This is a genomic window from Legionella donaldsonii, assembly GCF_900452385.1.
Lineage (GTDB): Bacteria > Pseudomonadota > Gammaproteobacteria > Legionellales > Legionellaceae > Tatlockia > Tatlockia donaldsonii.
The window spans coordinates 2,728,077-2,747,414 of sequence record NZ_UGOA01000001.1 but is presented as its reverse complement, the minus strand read 5'-3'; the positions used below and the strand labels follow the sequence as shown (position 1 = coordinate 2,747,414).

Here is a 19,338-nt window from a genome sequence, read left to right as displayed (position 1 = left end):
ATAACAGGAGGAATAATGGCCAATCTGGTAATTGATGAGAAATTAACTGATCTTTTGACCAAGGCAATTAATCCAATTGAAATCACCAAGACCTCTGGTTTTGATAAAATTATTGACAGCATTGGTGAGGCCCGAATTGTTTTAATGGGCGAGGCCACTCATGGAACGGAAGAGTTCTATCAAACGCGTATTGCTTTAAGTCAATTATTAATCGAGCAAAAAGGGTTTAAGGCTATTGCCATCGAAGGTGATTGGCCAAGTGTTTACTCAATGCATCGTTATATTCTAGGTAGTAATGAATTCCGCAATGAACGAACCGCTTTGGACGACTTTACCCGTTTTCCAACCTGGATGTGGGCTAATACAACCATACCTCCATTTTTACATTGGTTGAGACAATACAATGACAATCTTGATGTTAAAGCCAAGGTTGGAATTTATGGATTGGATTTATATAGTTTACATGATTCAATGCAGGCTATTATAGGGTTTTTAGCCTCACACCAGCCTGACTTGGCCGAGCAAGCTAAAAATCGTTACGCTTGTTTTGATCATACAGCCATGGATCCACAAATGTATGGTTATTTTGTCAATCAACATTTGAAACATTCATGTATCAAGGAAGTTAAAGAGCAGTTATTGGAAATGCAACATCGAACCTTTTCAACATTAAATGCGGATAAATTATTACTGAGTGAAGCAGAATTTTATGCCAATCAAAATGCACGCCTGGTAAAAAATGCTGAAGCATATTATCGGGCTATGTTTGAGCCCAGAGCAATATCATGGAATTTACGCGATAGCCATATGGCCCAAACCTTAAGCAATGTCATTGCTCACATTGAATCAAAAAGCAATTTGCCAGCCAAAGTGATTGTTTGGGCGCATAATTCTCATGTTGGCGATGCCAGAGCCACCGAGATGAATGATCGAGGGGAAGTGAATTTAGGCCAAATTGTTCGAGAGCACTATGATACCAGTTCTTATCTTTTAGGATTTTCTACATATACGGGGACTGTAATGGCCTCCTCTGACTGGGATTATCCTGCTGAAATTAAAACCGTATTGCCAGCGCTTGAAGCAAGCTATGAAGCATTATTCCATAAGCTATCAACCAGTACCTTCTTTTTAAACTTACGCAACAAAAGCCACCTGATAGAACTACTGAAACACGCCAGATTGCAAAGGGCCATTGGGGTTATCTATTTGCCGGAATCAGAGCGGCTGAGCCATTATTATTTTTCCCAGTTACCTTATCAATTTGATAGCATTATTCACATTGATAAGACCAGTGCATTAACTGCGTTATCAACGGAAAATCAACTAAGTTCTGATGATTTACCCGAAACCTATCCGACTGGTGAGTAGATTATGTTGTGGCATGCAGACGAAAGAAAAAATATCACACCAAGGTCAACTCTATTTCCTGACATGTAGTAATCTAATGCTGCGAGCTATAGAGCAATAATAGGTATCAGGATTAAAATTGATGGATAACACTACTTTAAACCAAACACTCTCAACGATTCATACCTTTGAAGACTATGAAAAATGCAAGCTGCGCATTGCAGAAGACCTGGCTGCCGCAGTTATTGATAGACACCAATTACCCGAGGCCTCACTAAGGCTATTTTCTGAAGGGACAAATATTGTCTTTTCCTATGGAGATAGTAAGGTCATTAAAATTTTTCCGCCGTTTCATCAAAGCCAATTTGAAAGTGAGCGATTGGTTTTAAAGCAGGTAGAGGGAAGACTGTCGATTAAAACTCCCTCGCTTGAGTATGCAGGAGAAATCCTTGGATGGCCTTATCTTATTCTCAGCAAACTTGAAGGAACACTTCTCGAAAGCCTTTGGGAAACCATGGCCCATAACAATAAAGTAGTCATTCTTCGTGAGTTAGGAGAGCTCATTCGGGAAGTTCATGCCTTACCCACGGATGGACTTGAAGCGATTGATTGTCATTGGCCGCAATTTCTTGAAAAACAAAGAGCGCAGTGCGAAGAACATCATCGGGCTAAAGGGCTTTCAACCGTTTTATTACAAGAGTTGCCTGCTTACCTTGATTCAACCAAAGAGATATTACCAACGCTCAAAAAGCCAGTTATTTTAACTGGGGAATATACCCCAATGAATGTTTTAGTGAAGCAAGTAGAGGGTATTTGGCACATCAGTGGATTGATTGATTTTGGCGATGCGATGCTAGGGTTGCCTGAGTATGATTTGCTTGGTCCAGGCGCCTTCCTTATACAAGGTGACAAGCAATTGCTACATACGTTTTTAACGGCTTATGGTTATTTACCCCATGAGTTGACGAAGACGTTGAGCCATCAATTGACTGCATTAATGTTGCTGCATCAATACAGTAATTTAAATATCCAGGTAAGAATCCCAGATTGGAAGGATAAAGCAAGGAGCTTGCAGGAGTTAGAAAATTTAGTGTGGGGTTTTTAAGTAATCACTGTTTTCAGCAACTTTGAGGGGGATGCTGCCAGTTAAAAAATAGATGCTAATTCAGCAATAATGGTCAAACAACCCATTTAGGGGCGGAGTAACCTTGGTCCTGTAAATGAAGTGATCATTTGAATTGAGAACAGTATGAATTATGAACGTCAATTAAAAAAGGTAATCGAGTTTATCGGGAAGCATCTTGACGAAAAACTCACTTTAAACCAGTTGAGTGATATTGCCTGCTTTTCAAAATATCATTTTCATCGCTTATTTACGGCCTATACGGGTTTATCGTTACAACAATATGTTCGTTGGCTGCGCTTGAAAAGGGCCGCCCACCAGTTAATTGTTAACAAAGATAAATCAATAATTGAAATTGCAATCAATGCGGGGTTCGAATCCCATGAATCATTTACACGCGCATTTAAACAAGCTTGCCATCTTAATCCAAGTGAGTTTAGAGCTCAGTCAAGCTGGCAAGTGTGGGAACAACAGCCGTATTGTTTGCCTAAACAAGGTGAAATGACAATGAATGTAAGTATCAAAAACATAGCGGCAAGACGTTTGGCAGTGTTAGAACATCGTGGTGATCCGCAAAAAGTAGGGGATAGTGTTAACCGACTAATCAACTGGGCTAAAGCGCAAACGATTAACCTGAAACCCAAAGCGGGGGAAGCGTTTGGGTTTGCCTATGATGATCCGCAAACAACACCTGCCGCAGAGTTTCGTTTTGATCTTGCTATTACCGTACCTGAGCAATTGAAACTTGAAGGCGAGATTATAGAAAAACGATTGCCAGCGGGTCGTTATGCAGTAGCTGCACACAAGGGCTCGCGCAATACTATTGGTGAAACGGTGTATGGATTATATCGTGATTGGTTACCGGAATCCGGTGAAGAGCTGGGAAATTTGCCTTGTATTTTTTGTTATTATAATTTTGATCACGAGGTAGCTGAAACAGAATTAATGACAGAGTGCTGGTTGTTGTTAAAGTAATCGATAGTTTGGTGCGGCGTGGCGGAATCAAGGTTTTCTTCAGGTATATAAAGCATACAACCCAGGTACTGACGGAAAAAATGATGGGTTTTATTTGCTTGAAGACACCTCAGCAGGTTTGAAAATCTAGAGTCGTGCAGCCTTGATTCCGCATTGGACATCAAGGCTTCTCTTTAAAAGTGGCACGTCCTATAGAGCATCCTGCCATTAATGGTACGGCCCGAAATTAAACTTCAAACACAAAGCTATTTTGACCATTGACCTGGTTATGAAGCGCATTAACCAATTCACTGACAGTCGAAATTTTCTTACCACAGAAGGCATCTGCTGCACCGCTTTTTACAAAGCGTCTTAGTGTACTTCCAAGTTCCCCCTGACGTAGAGTGGCCAAATGAGGCAGGAGATCGGTTTCTTCATTGTCCAGGGCCTTCTGTACAGCAGCAATGGCGGTTTCTTCTTGAGCGGGAGATACGGCCTTACGGAAAAACGCAGACCAGCTCAATGAGGGCTGCCGACTAGTGTTTTGTTTCGCATCGCAATAGCTTGCTAATAACTGTTTTAAACGATGGTTACCTATCATTGAAGCAAACGATTCCTGGTAAAACGGAGCGGGAAGCTCGCAGGCATTTTGCTTGTCTCTATTTAAAACAGCGAATAGTCGGCATTTGTATTTCTCATTCGCTTTTTCAACAGCGTTGATATTGTCATTGGCGTCATCGACAAAAATGATACGGTTCACCCATTCTGGCTTATGTTTTATAAATAAGTCATACATGTGGCCTTTTTCAGTCAGGTATTCATCGCTAGCCTTCTTGACTAGTCCCAGAACACTATTCGCTGCCTGGCTATGTGCCGTGATGCCTGCCATGCTTTCAGGATTGTTCAAGGCTAGTGCAAAAGCAACCCCAGGTTGGGACTCAATCGCAAAATTAATGGCACTATATTGATCTTGCTCTAACAGGGTTTTTGTTAAACTGTTATCAGGCCGTTTAAAATGGCTCAGGAAACGCTCCATTAACTCCTGATCCAAAGGCCAAAAGATATCGCTGGGAGTAATAACTCCATGCACTTTAAATCCTTTGCTTTCCATATAGTTTGCAAGTGTTTGCCGTTCCCTAACACTCTCTGAATTTATGGTCATTGAGGTGAACAAATAAATATCACGAACGCCTGCCTCAAGGAGGGCATCGAGTAAATTATCGTTATAAGTCGTGTTTGGAGCAGCACCGAAAAGTACGGTGTTATCCACATCCAATAATGCAATATCGCGCTTATTAGTAGAACCAGGCATTGATTGCTCCTCAAAATAGCAGTGTCCTACATCGTGATGGACATCTTTTGTGGGCAATTGTAAGGCAGTCAGTATAAAGTGTGGATGGGTAAAATTACCCATAGGGTTGATTTCCGCTAACCGAACAGCGGGCCTGCAGCAAATCTTCCCTATTGTGAGGGAGTTGATTGAATGACGGAGTCTACTTAAGAGTAGGCAGGTTAATGCTGAGCTTTATTCATGCTTGTTAAAGCGGATTAACTACAGGGAATATAAAAATGGAGATATATTCAGAATAAAGCTCGCGATGGTTATAACTATCTAAAAAAATAAAACTTACTTAAATAATTAAAACCTTGGTTCCAGGATTCGTTTTTACCCAGTTCGCCACATACTCAATATAGTTATTCTTACCCACCGCAATGCATCCACGCGTTGCGCCCGGTAAGTGGCTTAGCCAACCAAACACACTGGATGACTGAGTTGGGCCATGGATACCTACATCCCTACCCGTATAGCCTGCAGCCCTTTGCTTTGCAGTCGGATAGAGGATTGGAATGAAGACTTTAAATTGATTGGATTTTCTTGGATAAGCTAACCCATATAAACCAATTGGCGTTTTATTATCACCCGCTCGTTTTTTACCCACACCTTTGTATCCGAGAGCGACATCAAAGCTCTTAACGACGGAGCCATGTTTACAAATCGTTAAAATTCGCTTTGCAGTGTGTACATTGATCCCGTTTGATAAAGGGCAAGTTGTAGTACTTGCGAATAAAGTGGCAGGAAAAAAAAGAGCGAGTATTAAAGGAATTGCTTTTACTTTCATATTAATAGATAAATATTGTTGCAATTGGGCAATATTATTCCACAATATTGCTTTTATGCATAGGGGTTGACAGGCAAAAATTGGCTTAGCTATCCGGCAATCGGCTGTGCGAATCAGCGTTGCCTCTGTTTAAATCGAACAAAAATCCAATTTTGGGGGCGCTCAGTAGAGGCTTGGACGGCCGGTTGATCCCAACTACAAATAAGTCGTGGTGATGGGCTAAAGGATCGATAGTTTATTCTTTGCCAGCCTTCGTTGGATTGCTTTCTGATAGATCCAGGATTATTTCAACCGCCCTGGTCGCCGCATCATAAAACGGCTGTAAAACGACATCAACTCCCCGCGTTTTTAATGATTTTATTTCCGAAGTATGGTGTGTCGTTACTGCAATATAACTCGGAATTTTGGCTTGTCTTACGGTTTCAGTCAAAATAATTCTTGGATCCTGGTAGGTTACCCCAAGCAAGTGTTGTGGAATTGTGCAAATAATCCATTTTGCTTGATTTAAAGGCAAGGAAGCAAGAAATTCAATATCACAGGCATCCCCATAGATGGCGTCATAGCCTTGAAACTCCCATTCCCTGACTTCATCGGGATTAAAATCAATAGCCAGCACATCTAATTGTTTCGCAATTAATAATTTTGCTATCGCTTTGCCAAACCGTCCTAAGCCAAAAATGACAATGTCATAGTTATTTTTATGGATTGACGGAGGAATTTCTCTATTTTCCCGGTAGGGATTGCTGCGTTCAAAAAAGGACAGGCCTGGTTCCAACCAACGATAAAGAGGTTGCGAATAAGTAATCATATAAACCGAAAGGGCAATGGTAATCAATCCTACCAGGGTGACTAACCCTAAGGAGCTCGTTGAAATATGACCTAACGATACTCCCATTGCCATAAATACCAACGAAAACTCACTGATTTGCGCGACAGTCAATCCGGCTAAAAAGGCGGTGCGTTTGCGATACCCCATCGCACCCATAATTGCTAACATGATCAGTGGATTTCCAATCAAGACAAATAAAGAGAATAGGATTGCCGGCACGGCCTGATGGCCAAGCTGGTTTAAACTCAGTTGTGAGCCCAATGCGATAAAGAAAAAAAGTAACAGGAAGTCACGCAAGGGCGATAGTCTTGCGGCAATCGTGTCCCTGATCGGCGTCGAGGCCAATGAGATGCCTGCAATCAGTCCTCCCAGTTCTTTGCTAAAGCCAAAGTAACTGCCTAAAGCGGCCATCAGTGCTGCCCAGGCTATGGCAAAAATAATTAATAATTCGGGGGAATGGGCCATGCGGTTGACCAAAGGATTGGCCAGATAACGGATGAATAGACCAACAAAGACTAAAAGTGTTATACCGTATAAAAAGACTTTGACGAAATGTGTTGTCAAGCCAACCCCGCTGTCCCCACTGCCAATAGCAAAGGCGGATAAGGTCATCATGGCTAAAACAACCACCAGATCCTGCACAATAAGACATCCAGTGGCGATACGGCCATGAAGGGAATCGGCTTCATGTTTATCTGAAAGCAGTTTGACAATGATGATGGTACTGGAAAAGGTCAGCGCAACAGACACATAGAGCGCTGTTACTGAATCCATGCCGAGGCCTTTGGCGATAAAAAAACCAATCAAGGAAGTAAACACAACTTGTCCAAGCCCTGTCGCCAGGGAAACCAGGCCTAAGGTTTTGATCAGGTTGAGGTCCAGTTTCAGGCCGACAAGAAAAAGTAATACAGCAATGCCTAATTCAGCCAATAATTCGATATGATCATGGGACTGTATAATCCCCAGAAAGGCTGGACCCACCAGTATCCCTACAATGATGAACCCAACAATCGTTGGCTGTCGAAGCAGCAGACAGAAAAAACCGATGGTGGTTGCCAATATCAGGAGTGAAGTTAGCTCATAGAACGGGGAGAGGTGTATTAATGACGAATCTATCATAGAGCCCTACCACCATAAAGGACTTTAACTGGAGGGTACAAAACCATTTTATACCAACTAAAGAGTGAAACGTGTTAACTTAAAATAGCGCAATAACAACAGCGGCTGCAATACATCAAACCTGGCCTTAGTCTTTCCAATTCCAAATTGGAATCTTGCCGGGAAAACAATTCGCTTTACATTAAGCGTTCATTTTGCTCAAATATTAATCATTTTAGCCAATGTTAAATGAGGTGTGAGATGTCGTTTTCGCCAAAAGAACGTGTCGAGTTACTGCGATTTATTCAATTAAATAATTTAAAAATTAAATCATCCACTGGATGGACAAATTATTCAAAATTTCGAAGAAATAAGAATGCGCTGGTGTTAGATGTGAATGATACGGCATCATTAAGCGCAGTTCTGAAGTTCATTACTGCTTTAAATAAAAAGAAAGATCCTGCACAACGGATTTTGGTAAGGCCTGCTGCTGGAGGACGCGGAAAAAAATACAGTGAATCCTATTCTGTGCATGGTGTAGAGGATGCCGATGTTGTTATTCGTTTAGTCGGAAAAGAATTTACGCAAATTAAAGCCGTTGATAGAAATAATCAAGTCGTCACGATTGGTGCCAGTATGCAAGTGGGTGAAATCAATAAGGAGCTCTATGAGCGATATAACCTGACTTTACCTACCTCTTCGTTAAATCCCTATATTTCGTTTATTGGTTTAGCAGCCAATAGTGGCATTGGCACGGGTAAAGACCAACCTGGTGTATCAGGCCTTATCAAATCCATGACCGTTTGTCTGCCCAATGGGGAAATTGTGACGATTGATGCCAGTCATCCTGATTTTGAGACAATTTGCTCAGGCCACCAGGGATTGTTTGGTTTTGTCTTAAGTGCCGAAATTCAATGTACTGAAGCCAAAAAATTAGAATGCAGCAGAGAAGTGATGAGCGTCGCCCAATTAATCGAAGAGATTAAGGACGGGTTACTGGAACGTGATCCTTATACCAGTGTGTATCTGATGCCTACCTACCAACCGGATGAGTTAACTAATCGAACTGTTAAAAATGTCTGTGTCTACCGTTGGCGTCCCGTAGAGAAGACCGATTCGGATCGAAATGCCCGAACTCCCTTAACCCATGTGAAGCAGGAAATGGAAACCAGGATTTTCGACTCTCTGCATGTGAGCGAATTTCTGTGCCGATATCCTTCCTGGATCCCATTTTTTGCCCAATATGTTGTGCTTCCCCTGGTGATTGGAAGCACCGGTGAAACCTCTGTTTCACGTTGGTATGACTCAGTTCATCATCAGACGGGTTATCCGCGTAATGTTGAGGATACTGGTTTGTTATTCGAAGTAAGCGCTGACCATCATGAGATAGTCGTTGCCCTAGAAAAGGTATTTACGACTTTACATGAATACAACAAGAAAGGGTATTACCCCATTGTATCAGGGATGTATTTACGTTACCTGCAAGGTACGAACGGGGGCGTATCGATTACTCAGCATCAGGCAGGCAAGCATGTTTGTTCGTTGGATATGGTATCTGACATTAATATACCTGGGCATGCGGCGTTTCAGAAAGAAATCACCGATTTTTTCATGGAGGTACTTAAAGCGCGCGCTCATTTAGGAAAATTTTTGCCCAGTGGCTATCAATTAAATTGTACTGAATATACTGATGCATTGATAAGATGGTTCAAGAAAAATAATTTAAATCTTGAAGAGAGCATGTTGCTCACCGGCCATTATTGCAAGCTTTTACAACTCTCCGAAATGATGCCTGTCCAGCCTGAATTTTCAATGACCCAGGCTACTTTTTTCCAGCCAGCAAGAAATTTTGTTGAGCTAAAAGGCAGATTTGACGATGGGGCTCGATATACTGCTGCCATGTAATTTAGCAAACAGCCAATCTATGGGGGCGATTGCAGGGCTTCCCTGATATCGCTCTTCAAGAGCTCAATGCTGACCCTCTATATAGAAATAGCACGGCCTATTTGCTGTTAATCTAGGCTTAATAATCATGTTATATACTGCACATTTTTTATGTATAGTGATTATTATGCAATCCAAAACGACTATTTATGAACAAATCAGGCAAGACAAAAAATCTTATCCCGGCATTACTTTGTCTTATCAAGGTGCTCAGTATGGACAAGATAGCTTTGATGAAAAAGGATATATTGATTTTAATTCAGAATTAAGCCCACTCGAAGCGTTTACTGAACGCTTCAAAAATATTGGGGCGTTAGTCATTCGATTTCATCTAGGACAGGGGCAACGGGCTGGATTATTACAGCAAGTTGCAAAATTTGATTACTCGAGCAACCCTGTAGAACGACCTGCACATGGCAATGATGAGGTTGATATGTTCTTCGATGGTTCTGATGCCATGAGCCCAAAAGCGGTTGGCCAATCCCTGGAGTTTACAAGTCATTTATCATTAGGCCGTTCAAAATTATTAAACGAAAGGGCACAGCCTCTGGTTCATGTGAATAGACAAACGACCTATGGCGAGCAAGGGCTATGGGATATTATTCACGCTCCCGTATGGAATGTAGGCCGAAATATGCGCTATGAACTGACCAAACAAGGGTTCACTTATCTCGCTTGCCCTTCTTCCGTTAGTCCCAGTGAGCGACAAGCGATCGACAAAGAGTTACGGGAATCAGGGAAACCCGTTGCAGAAGTATTTTCTGAATTTAGTTCGACGCCTGAAATGTCGCAGATCAGCAAGTTGGGATTTTATATGGATGACAGGCAGGAATATACCCAGGAATCTAACGGACTGGCCATTTCTACCTCTGAACATGAAACATTCGCCCCTTTAGGTTGGATTATCCATGCCGAAACAGGAGAGGTATTGCCACAAGAAATAACAGAAGACATCATTCGCGTGACAGCAATTTCAGAAGGGGGTTTTTATGAAAAACGCCCGGCACAACAAAAAATTTTACAAGCAGGTAACCTTGTTAATAGCAGTGGTTTAGGTTTGTTTATTCAAAACCAGGCTTTTAATGCGATGTATGTCATTTTTGATTACTTACAAAAATACAATTTTGATCCACGACCATTGCTCAGTACTTCCTTAGCCGTCGCTTACAATCGGATGCAAAAAGCCATACAAGACGATCCCTCTTGTGTGGACGATTTTCTGGTAGGTGCTTTACAGGATGAAATGGTGCAACCATTGCGTGTGAGTCAGCCGCGAAGCACGCGAACAGTCTTACCTATCAGGTTTACGAATAATTTTTCGGTGACTTATAACAATTTAAAGGCAATTGCCTATGCCTTTGATATGAAAGACAGTACAGACCAGCCTATCTTTCGAGCCTTTGATGATAGTGTGATCATCGAGAGCCATCGTGATTTTATTGATGCGAAAGTCAATGGTTATTTAGTTAGCCCTTCTTTTAATACTGGCAGCCATGTCGCAACCGTGTTGTCTACTGCCATGTTAGTTGCAGAAGAAATGATGGTAGAGCAATTATTGCCTGAAGCCTTTTCTCAAAAAGGAAAGAGTGATTTATATGATCTTTTATCGAGCGTTTTGGATCAGGATTCTGCGCAAAGAATAATCGAGGAATTAGCTGTTGTCACAGAAAACTTCCCTAAAGACCGTGATGAGCGAGTTATTACTGGCACTCAGTTTGATTATTGTGGACCGGTGTTACAGATTTTACGGAAGGAACTGGGTTTGGATAAACTACCGGCGTTAATTTGTCATCTTGCAAAACCTGGTGTTAGCACCGAAGAAGCCATGTCTGATTTAACGACCCAGGAAGCGGAGCAATTAACGCATGGGTTAAAAATTTTGTACGGAATAGGGTTAAAACTACAAGAATACCCATTAACCACCGCTCAATCAGAAGGGTCAAAGGGAATCAATGCAGGGCTTCAACCTTTAATTGCCCACTTGGATCCTCAATTGGCAAAATCGTTGCGAATTCCTATGGACACGATTGTGAGGGCTGAAGTAAAGCCTGTTGATAAAGAAAAAGTAAGAACCAGAATATCAACTCAAGCTATTAGCAAATGTCCCTTCTTTGCCCGCAAACCGTCCCGTTCTGAAGAAGAGATGAGAGCTCAAACCACCACCACTGAAACACCCGTTCAGCAAGAGGAAATCAGGAGAGAGCCAACCTATCAACCCTCATTCTTTACTCAGTTATGGAATCATAAGAAAGAAATTGGAATTGTTGTGGCTGGGGCAGTTGGCCTTGCTGCTGGCCTTATCATTAAATCGCAATATTAATCACTAAAACAAGATAATAAGGTTCTCTATGACCTTATTATCTTGCTTCTCTTATGGATAAGATCTTAGAAACTATTCTTACAGTCTATTCAGTGGAAACGATTTTTGCGGAAAAATTGTAAACTGTCATTTCTCGTGGTGCGGCCATAGGCGTATGAAAGATATCATGCTCTACTATTACAGCTTCTTTTGGCGAGGCATATACACGCTGTAGGGACTTCTCCAACCCAATTCACTGGTTTGCCAGAAAAGATAGATACAATTATTAATGAATTAAATAAGTGGTTATTGACCATTTGCGCTTACGCTCATTGCCACAATGATTTAAAAACCACTTGTAGACTATATAATTAAATTATTCATGCTTTATTATAATACTATGATTTGATTGTTATTTTTCTGTTTAACATTTTTCAATGAAGGATTTCCATAGTTATGAGTAAAAAGGCCCATCCCAAGCCGCGGCGTACTCAAGTTTTGGCTGCGCGTGCTTTTGCGTCCATTGAACATTTTCTTCATATTGAAGCTGTAAGCGGTGTCCTCCTGCTTATTTCAGCCGCAATAGCGCTAATTTGGGCTAATTCCCAGTGGGCTGATAGCTATGCAAACATATGGCATACATCATTTGCTATTAGTTTAGGAGGCTTTGAATTTTCTAAGTCACTTCATTTTTGGATCAACGATATTCTTATGACCTTTTTTTTTCTTGTTGTGGGTATGGAAATTCGTAGTGAGCTGCATGAGGGGGCCTTAAGCAAAATCAAGCAAGCAATCCTACCTGTTATTGCGGCCTTGGGTGGGGTTATCATTCCAGCACTAATTTTTCTTGCTTTTAATTTTGCACCAATACAACAAACTGGTTGGGCTGTTCCCACTGCAACTGATATTGCATTTGCAGTGGGAATACTAGCATTATTAGGCCGCTCTATTCCCGGCGAGATTAGAGTATTCCTGCTCTCTTTAGCCATTATTGACGATATTATTGCTGTTCTCATTATTGCTTTATTCTATTCCGAAGGTCTCAATTATTTGGGATTCCTAACGGCAGGAATAGGTGTCTTATTGGTATTGGGTTTTCAACGCATTGGTATTGGTTCAGCATGGAGCTATCTTATTCCAGGAAGCTTGGTTTGGTTTGGAATCCTTATGAGTGGGGCTCATCCTACCTTAGCAGGAGTAATTCTTGGTCTAATGACTCCTGTGAGATCTAAGCCTATGTCTGAGCATCCTTTAGATTTATTATTACGTATTACTGGCGAGCTTACAGGACGAGATATAAAGTTAGAAAAAGGGCATAGTCAAAGGCGACTACTTCAGAAACTTCAAGTGGCTAAAAGAGAGTTATTACCTCCAGTAGTTCGAGTTGAGCAAGCACTACATCCATGGATTGCTTATATCGTTATGCCCCTATTTGCATTAGCAAATGCGGGTATAAATCTCAGTAGTAGTACTTATTCTGCCTCAGAGTTACTTATTATAACGGGCATTGTTGTCGCACTGGTTTGTGGAAAACCTATAGGGATTGTTGGAATAAGCTGGGTTTGTATAAAATTAAAATGGTGTCACTTACCGGATGGCATCACATGGAAAGGTCTTTGGTTGGTAGGACTCCTTGCCGGAATTGGATTTACTATGTCAATATTTATTGCCATGTTAGCTTTTAAGGATATGAGGTTTTTAAATGCTGCAAAATTGGGAGTACTCTTGGGATCCGTTACTGCAGCTATATTAGGGGTTATATGGGGTATAATTTATCTTAAACAAATGACCAGGATTAATACAAAAGTTCACTAGTCTGTATTATTAAAATGATGTTCATAGAGACTTAAAAGTTTTTTACGGTCTTCTGAAAGTGGAAGACCTTCATTGGCCGCTTCCTTCAGTGATAATGCATGAGCGCTTATAATAGATCTCTGTCGCGGATTTATGAGTGCTTGATGTATAGAAATAATCATTTCCATCATATGAAAAGTTGCGTTTCTATCTTTACATACATAAGGTTGCACTCTAACAAATATTAGATCACAAAATTCCTGAAAGGTAATCGGTTTCGTTATTAACCGTAATTTATTCTCACTATCGGCGCGATAAGCTGACGGCTCATCCTCTTTCGATAATTTTTGTACGCTTGATTGAAGCCAATCCAGGCAGGTTATGGCTGTAAACGGATCATTAATACCAGGTGATAAAGCGCGGGCAATAATTTCAACCAGTTCATCTACCAGAAAAAGAATATCCTGCTCTTGATTGCGTTTATGGCCTAATGCGAATGCTTCAGTACATTGTTTTTGAATCTGTTCATCCACCTTTTTTGAGGAGTAAATAATGAGTAGGGTTACGTCTTCAGTAATATAAGCACCAGGACGTACTTCTAATTGAATAATCAAATCATTTTTTGTGGCAATATCAATGAGTGAATTTCCTTCCAGGATACGAATGTACCCTTGAGTAGTGGACGATACAATCGTCTTCTTTAGTGAAGACAAGTCTAGGGGTTTTTGAGTGTATTCTTTGCCTATATTGATGGGAAATTGAGAGCTGATTTGACGATTTAATTCCTCTCCCACCTGGGCAATCACATTCGACATATTGATACTTTCAGGGATGTGATGAATAAAGCTAATCAAAACCACCAGGCTGCTTATAGTAAGCACGATAGCAATTAGCAAAGATATTTGAGGAATAAAAACTTGCCCATTAATCTGTGCAATCCCCTCTTTATTAGAGTTAAAAAGAGCTAATAGAATAAATAAACAAAATAAAAAAGTAGCTATAAAAGTGCCCAGTGTGATTTGATTTGCTCTATCTCTCATAAAATTTGAAGTGAGTCTTGGACCCACCTGACTGCCAGCAAAAGCGACGGCTACAATGGTCATCGAGAAGGTAACACCGGCGACGGTAATCATGGATGTGGCGATTGTGGATAAAATACTGCGAGCTCCTTCGGGGTTGCTGGCATGAAACCATCCCCATTCTTCTAACCATTGCCAAACAAATAAATGATCTAAACGTAAAGTTAAAACAGAGAGTAGAAGTGCAGTGACACACATCATCAAAGGGATATACCAATAACTCGCTCGTAACTTAGAAAAGAAGTCTAGGATTTTTGATTTCATTCCTATTCCTTGAAACCTGCCATTGCCCTATGATTTATAAGTATATATTAAATCTGAAGAATTAAAGGTTCTGCAGGAGTTTGGAATATGATTATGTCGATTAGAACTCTTCAGCGCACCTCCTTTGCTAGAGCCATTCATATACCTGCTAAAGGATAAATACAGGTATAAGGAACGCAGCGCTGGCAAGAAAGCCATAATTCAGAAACATCGTTGAAAACTCTCCCACATTTTGAAGTTTTAATAGTGCAAGCATTGTCTATAAGGGGTTTCTTAGAGTTATGTCCTTTTTTCCCAAAATAACGCCGTAAATCATCAAGCTTGAGGGGGTAGGGCGTGAAGTTTGAATTAGTGTAAATTAGAAAATCAAAATTCAAGCCATTACCTCATAGATGGAATTGCTGATGCAACATTTATCCAGGACAAATGAAGCTAAGCGGCCAAGCTATCTTTATATAGATCCCGTATCTCCTGCTCTTTAAAGCGAGGATAGCTGGTTCGGTTTCGCTTCATTTGATTGAAAGGAGAGGGGTCTTATCCGGGGCGTGGTTTTCTTGGCCTGCCATCAATCCAGCCCGGGATTGGTCCTCCCAAACGACCTCCGCTTACCTTTTCCAGGTCTTTAGGATTAACCTTTTCCTCTTTATGGAGTGTTTTAGATTGTTTTCCTTTCTTTTCGTGCTTAGTCATCGTTCCTACCTCCTGACGCTAACAAAAATCGCCGTTCCAATAGTTGACAGATCCGTGCTCCTATTTTTCAGTTCCTGAACAGTGTTGCCTTATCCCTCGACAGGATCTGTAACTTTTGTTTAGTATAGTTATAAAACCATGGTTGAACAAATATTGAACAATATTCTAAATTATACGAAGCAATAGCTTATCGAATGGCTAGTCCTAAAAACATGAAAAGAAACAGCCTTAATGCCATTCACTGATGGGAGTGCTTTTCTCCATGAGTTATTATCCGTTGCCTGAGGAAAGGCGTTTCAAATTTCATTTGGATATTTAAAATATCGAGTACTTTGAGTAAGGTATTTAACCGTACCGATTCTTTCCCTTTTTCAATATCATAGATAACTGTCTTCCCGACACCCGCTAACCGGGCTAATTCCTGTTGCGATAAGCCGCTTTGTTTACGGTAGCAATGGATTAAATGGGCAATCTCGTGTGTAGGCATGCAAATACCATGAATTAACTATATTTTACTGTTATAGCAGTAAAATTAAGCACCTCAGTGGCACAAGCGACTGATCCTAAAAACGTCTTTAAACCCATAACCAGAGCTGCCCTCCACCTCAAATGCGTATTTTGCGTATATAAAATAATTTGCCCATAATGAGCGTTTTTTATACTTAATAAGTGGATGTTTTGAGGATGTTTAAAATGTCATACTATTTAAGTTATATAGAAATTGAAGGGCATGCTGCATTGATGCTATCCGAACAAGCCAAGCCTTCTGAGCCTGCAAGAATTGTATGTAATGTAGGATTTGGCCCCGCTCGAATTACTGAGGGTGGTAATGTTGCCGAAGAACTAAATGCAGATGTGGCAATCTTCAGTCCAAAATACAAGGTAGTACATAGAACTTATGAAATTTCTCAAGCAGAAATGGAAAAATTTTTCTCTATTATAAACAGAGAAAAACGTGTAAATGCATCTACCGTACAACAAGGAGCTCAAGTAAAGCATATTGGCGGCCCTGACTATGATTACGTTCGCTTCAACTGCAAAACGTTCGCCATGGGTGTACTCAAAGAAATGGGTATCACCGATGCAGAAAATTTAAGTAATTTTTTAGTACAACGCCCAGGAACCACTGATAATTTATTAAAACCTATGACAAGAAGAGAGCTTTCCTGTCCTCTTAAAGAAGAAATCTTGCCTGTAATAGAGCGTTTGGATAAAGAAATTGCTTCTTTCGCAAAAAGCCTGGCGAATAGAAAAGTTGAGCCTAAAACTAAAGCACAACTCCTTAAAAATCTTCAAGAAATATCAAGGTGTTCTAAAGGGCTCATGCAGAATGGAAGCAATAGAGAATATAAAAAAGTTTTAAATGAGCGATTTGAAAGCCTTCGTCCCTTTCTTGATTTCAAGATTTTTGCCCAACATCATGCAGAACTTACAAAAGATCTTAAATGCCTCCATGAAAAATTAAATCAGGTTGATAAATTGTTATATGAACGTCAACTTGATTTTTATTGGAAAGGGACTCCTCCTGTAGCAGAAAGACTCAATTTAAAAAATTTCACAGCTCAAGAAAAAGCTATTTATTTAACAAAAATTAAAACCAATGAAACCGTTGATGGGTTAAGCCAAATAGTAAGGGAGTTGGATAATAAAAGAAGGGATACTATAACTTCTGATCCCAATTTATATTCAGATTTAACTGATTTAGAAAAAATAATATTAAAGGCCAAAAAGAGTGTTACCGTAATCCAAAAAGAGCTCAATAATACTGATCAAAAAAAAACTGGAGAGACTTTCCGTGAATGTGTTAAATACCAAAAAGCCTTGGATGGCATCATAAGCAACTTGGAAGACAATCTTTCCAAATTCACTCCCAAAACTCAGGAAACATCAGCTTTTATGCGATTTATTAATCGCATTGTGGCCTTTTTTAAAGATCAACCCATCATAGAAGATGAGTGCTCCGCTGTTAAAGGTCAAGTTTCAATTATTAAACAATCCCTTGCAAAAAGAAGCCCAGCTTTTTTTGCAACTGTTCAAGAGAACCAAGAGGGTAGTAAATTAAGTGACGCCAGAGCAATAAGAGAAAAGTATACGAAAGCCATGGCTACTGAAAGAGGAAAAGGACTGGAACCTTTAAGCCAGGGTGGTATGAGTTTTAGCTAATTCACTCTGTGAGGAGAGCTTAAGGGGGCGTTACTTATTCTAAGCTCACAGAGAGGGCAGGAAAATTTGTAGCATGGTAAGCGGTCGTTATATTTGGTGGAGACCGACAACTACCGCAAAGCGAAAAATGGAAGCAGCCTCGTTGAATTGATCTGTTTTTTAAATGAAGTGGGTATGAGAGCGAGGAGTGGATTTTTAGTCACCCATTTCAATTTTAATTTATTGATTTTATTATAAATATAATAAATTAGCGATTCACAAATTGACCTAAATGACAGTGGCATAATTGCTAATTTTGTTTCAGGAAAAAATGTGGGGGCTCACTTTTTATGTTAAGGTGGTGTAATCGATGCAATCGATTATCAATAGAGTTGCAATTAATGGATAGGATTTTTCCTGGAGTGCCCCCTATAAGGGAATTCTGAATTATACTTAAATAAATAAGTAAAGGATTTAGCATGGACGAAAAAGATATTTTGGATGTTTTTCAAAAAATGATGACGCAAAATGCAGGCATTGATGTCACTTTAACAATGGATGAAATTTTTGAAGCGCTTGGTAAAAAAGCTAAAAATGTTGAAGAGGTTAAAGAGCTGGTTCAATTTTGTGTCACACAAGGCTATCTAAAAGAAACAGCCACGAAGCCAACCCCTGGTTATCAATTGGCAATGGAAGGTATCCTGATGGTAAGGCATGGAAAAGTAACCAGGTAGCAGTTTGTTCTTAGGTCTCCCGATCTTGTTAAATGGTATAATCACCCCGGGTTTTTATTGTTAGAAATGAGCTGCCAGGCTAATTTCCAACATATAAGGGATGTTTTTGTGCATTCGCTTTTACGATATTTAAGAAAGTATGACGACCTTCCTTATCAGAATAGGAGTTTATTCCAATGAACTTATTGGAGCACGATTTGCATAGTCGATAGCAGAGAAAATCTCCATTTGTCACTTTGTATTGCCCTCTTATTGAAAAGTCATCTTTCTCTTCCAGACAATAATGGCATGTGTTTTGGTTCATAACCCCCCCTAAATCCTAGAAATAAAATGGCGAGACAAATTGAAGAAATAACCTTGTTAAGAGGGTATTTCACTAGATAGGCAATAAGAAGAAAATAGATGGCTACTTAATCTTAAGACAGATTCAATCCACTTTAACTATAGCATACAATCGTATAATAATCCCGCTAATGCAGGTCTTTTTGCGTTAGATTGGATAGTGTCTGGAATAGGGGAGGCAGCGGAGCCTTCTGTGTTACATCCGATACTTTTAATGTAAGGACGATGATTCGCTCTCCGAATTCATGGGGGAGTTGATTGTCTGTAGCGTGAACCAAAAATAGAGAGGACGGGGCTCTCATTGCGATGGCTATTCGACAGCTTCTGCGGTGTCTGCCTAACTCTAAAAATTCATTTGCAAGACACCGCAGAATAAAATAGTATAAAAGCGCGTTTGAAGTGTTAAATGCAACAGGCGCTGACAGAGAGGAATTAGGCCTCCTCCCCGCCAGCTAACCACAATCATCTTAACGGAGATAATTATGGCTAAACGAATCTTAGTCTATTTCAGTTTTGTATTTCAATGGCATGTCCGTAAGAAGCCGCCAAAATTTCCCATTATTTACACCGGTTGAACAT

At 40.3% G+C, this 19,338-nt stretch carries 13 protein-coding genes and 1 pseudogene; 8 read left to right on the top strand and 6 right to left on the bottom strand.

Annotated elements, in window-relative coordinates:
• Window positions 1–15 precede the first annotated feature (15 nt).
• From DYC89_RS12450 to DYC89_RS12440, 3 genes are all read left to right on the top strand, one after another.
• Window positions 16–1,368: an erythromycin esterase family protein gene (locus DYC89_RS12450; RefSeq protein ID WP_115222074.1), complete on the top strand. Its 1,353-nt coding sequence runs from the start codon at window positions 16–18 to the stop codon at window positions 1,366–1,368.
• A gap of 121 nt (window positions 1,369–1,489) precedes the next feature.
• Window positions 1,490–2,452, top strand: coding sequence for a phosphotransferase family protein (locus tag DYC89_RS12445; RefSeq protein ID WP_115222073.1), 963 nt, complete (start codon window positions 1,490–1,492; stop codon window positions 2,450–2,452).
• A 144-nt stretch (window positions 2,453–2,596) separates the two neighbouring features.
• Window positions 2,597–3,445, top strand: a complete 849-nt coding sequence (locus DYC89_RS12440) for an AraC family transcriptional regulator (RefSeq protein WP_115222072.1) — start codon at window positions 2,597–2,599, stop codon at window positions 3,443–3,445.
• Window positions 3,446–3,671: 226 nt separating this feature from the next.
• Here DYC89_RS12440 and DYC89_RS12435 read toward each other — a convergent pair whose 3' ends face one another.
• The 3 genes from DYC89_RS12435 to DYC89_RS12425 form a co-directional block, all read right to left on the bottom strand.
• Window positions 3,672–4,838, bottom strand: a complete 1,167-nt coding sequence (locus DYC89_RS12435; protein WP_147285508.1) for a hypothetical protein — start codon at window positions 4,836–4,838, stop codon at window positions 3,672–3,674.
• A 217-nt stretch (window positions 4,839–5,055) separates the two neighbouring features.
• Complete coding sequence (locus DYC89_RS12430; protein WP_115222755.1) at window positions 5,056–5,544, bottom strand: L,D-transpeptidase family protein; 489 nt, start codon at window positions 5,542–5,544, stop codon at window positions 5,056–5,058.
• A gap of 235 nt (window positions 5,545–5,779) precedes the next feature.
• Window positions 5,780–7,492 (bottom strand): cation:proton antiporter, encoded by a 1,713-nt coding sequence (locus tag DYC89_RS12425; protein ID WP_115222070.1) that lies wholly within the window; start codon window positions 7,490–7,492, stop codon window positions 5,780–5,782.
• 240 nt (window positions 7,493–7,732) lie between these two features.
• Here DYC89_RS12425 and DYC89_RS12420 point away from each other — a divergent pair, with 240 nt between their 5' ends.
• The 3 genes from DYC89_RS12420 (at window position 7,733) to nhaA (ending at window position 13,529) form a co-directional block, all read left to right on the top strand.
• Window positions 7,733–9,376, top strand: a complete 1,644-nt coding sequence (locus tag DYC89_RS12420) for an FAD-binding protein (RefSeq protein ID WP_181879397.1) — start codon at window positions 7,733–7,735, stop codon at window positions 9,374–9,376.
• A gap of 166 nt (window positions 9,377–9,542) precedes the next feature.
• Window positions 9,543–11,735, top strand: coding sequence for a Dot/Icm T4SS effector Ceg17 (gene ceg17 / locus DYC89_RS12415; protein ID WP_115222754.1), 2,193 nt, complete (start codon window positions 9,543–9,545; stop codon window positions 11,733–11,735).
• A gap of 435 nt (window positions 11,736–12,170) precedes the next feature.
• On the top strand, window positions 12,171–13,529 hold the full coding sequence (gene nhaA, locus DYC89_RS12410) for a Na+/H+ antiporter NhaA (RefSeq protein ID WP_115222068.1): 1,359 nt from the start codon (window positions 12,171–12,173) through the stop codon (window positions 13,527–13,529).
• On the opposite strand, the gene DYC89_RS12405 is transcribed toward nhaA, so the two are convergent.
• From DYC89_RS12405 to DYC89_RS12395, 3 genes and pseudogenes are all read right to left on the bottom strand, one after another.
• Entirely contained in the window at window positions 13,526–14,851 is a 1,326-nt protein-coding gene (locus DYC89_RS12405) for a DUF2254 domain-containing protein (RefSeq protein ID WP_115222067.1), read from the bottom strand. The genes nhaA and DYC89_RS12405 overlap by 4 nt on opposite strands.
• Window positions 14,852–15,385: 534 nt before the next feature.
• A complete protein-coding gene (locus tag DYC89_RS16535) occupies window positions 15,386–15,541 on the bottom strand; it encodes a hypothetical protein (RefSeq protein ID WP_181879395.1) in 156 nt (51 codons plus the stop codon).
• 263 nt (window positions 15,542–15,804) lie between these two features.
• Window positions 15,805–16,028: pseudogene (locus tag DYC89_RS12395) on the bottom strand (helix-turn-helix transcriptional regulator); the annotation flags it as partial.
• Between the two features lie 206 nt (window positions 16,029–16,234).
• Between DYC89_RS12395 and DYC89_RS12390 the strand changes: the two are divergent.
• The gene (locus DYC89_RS12390; protein ID WP_115222065.1) at window positions 16,235–17,704 is read left to right on the top strand and encodes a hypothetical protein; all 1,470 of its coding nucleotides are present in this window, start codon (window positions 16,235–16,237) and stop codon (window positions 17,702–17,704) included.
• Between the two features lie 458 nt (window positions 17,705–18,162).
• Window positions 18,163–18,417 carry a hypothetical protein gene (locus DYC89_RS12385; protein WP_115222064.1) on the top strand — a complete coding sequence of 85 codons (255 nt, stop codon included), beginning with the start codon at window positions 18,163–18,165 and terminating at the stop codon, window positions 18,415–18,417.
• Window positions 18,418–19,338: the final 921 nt, after the last annotated feature.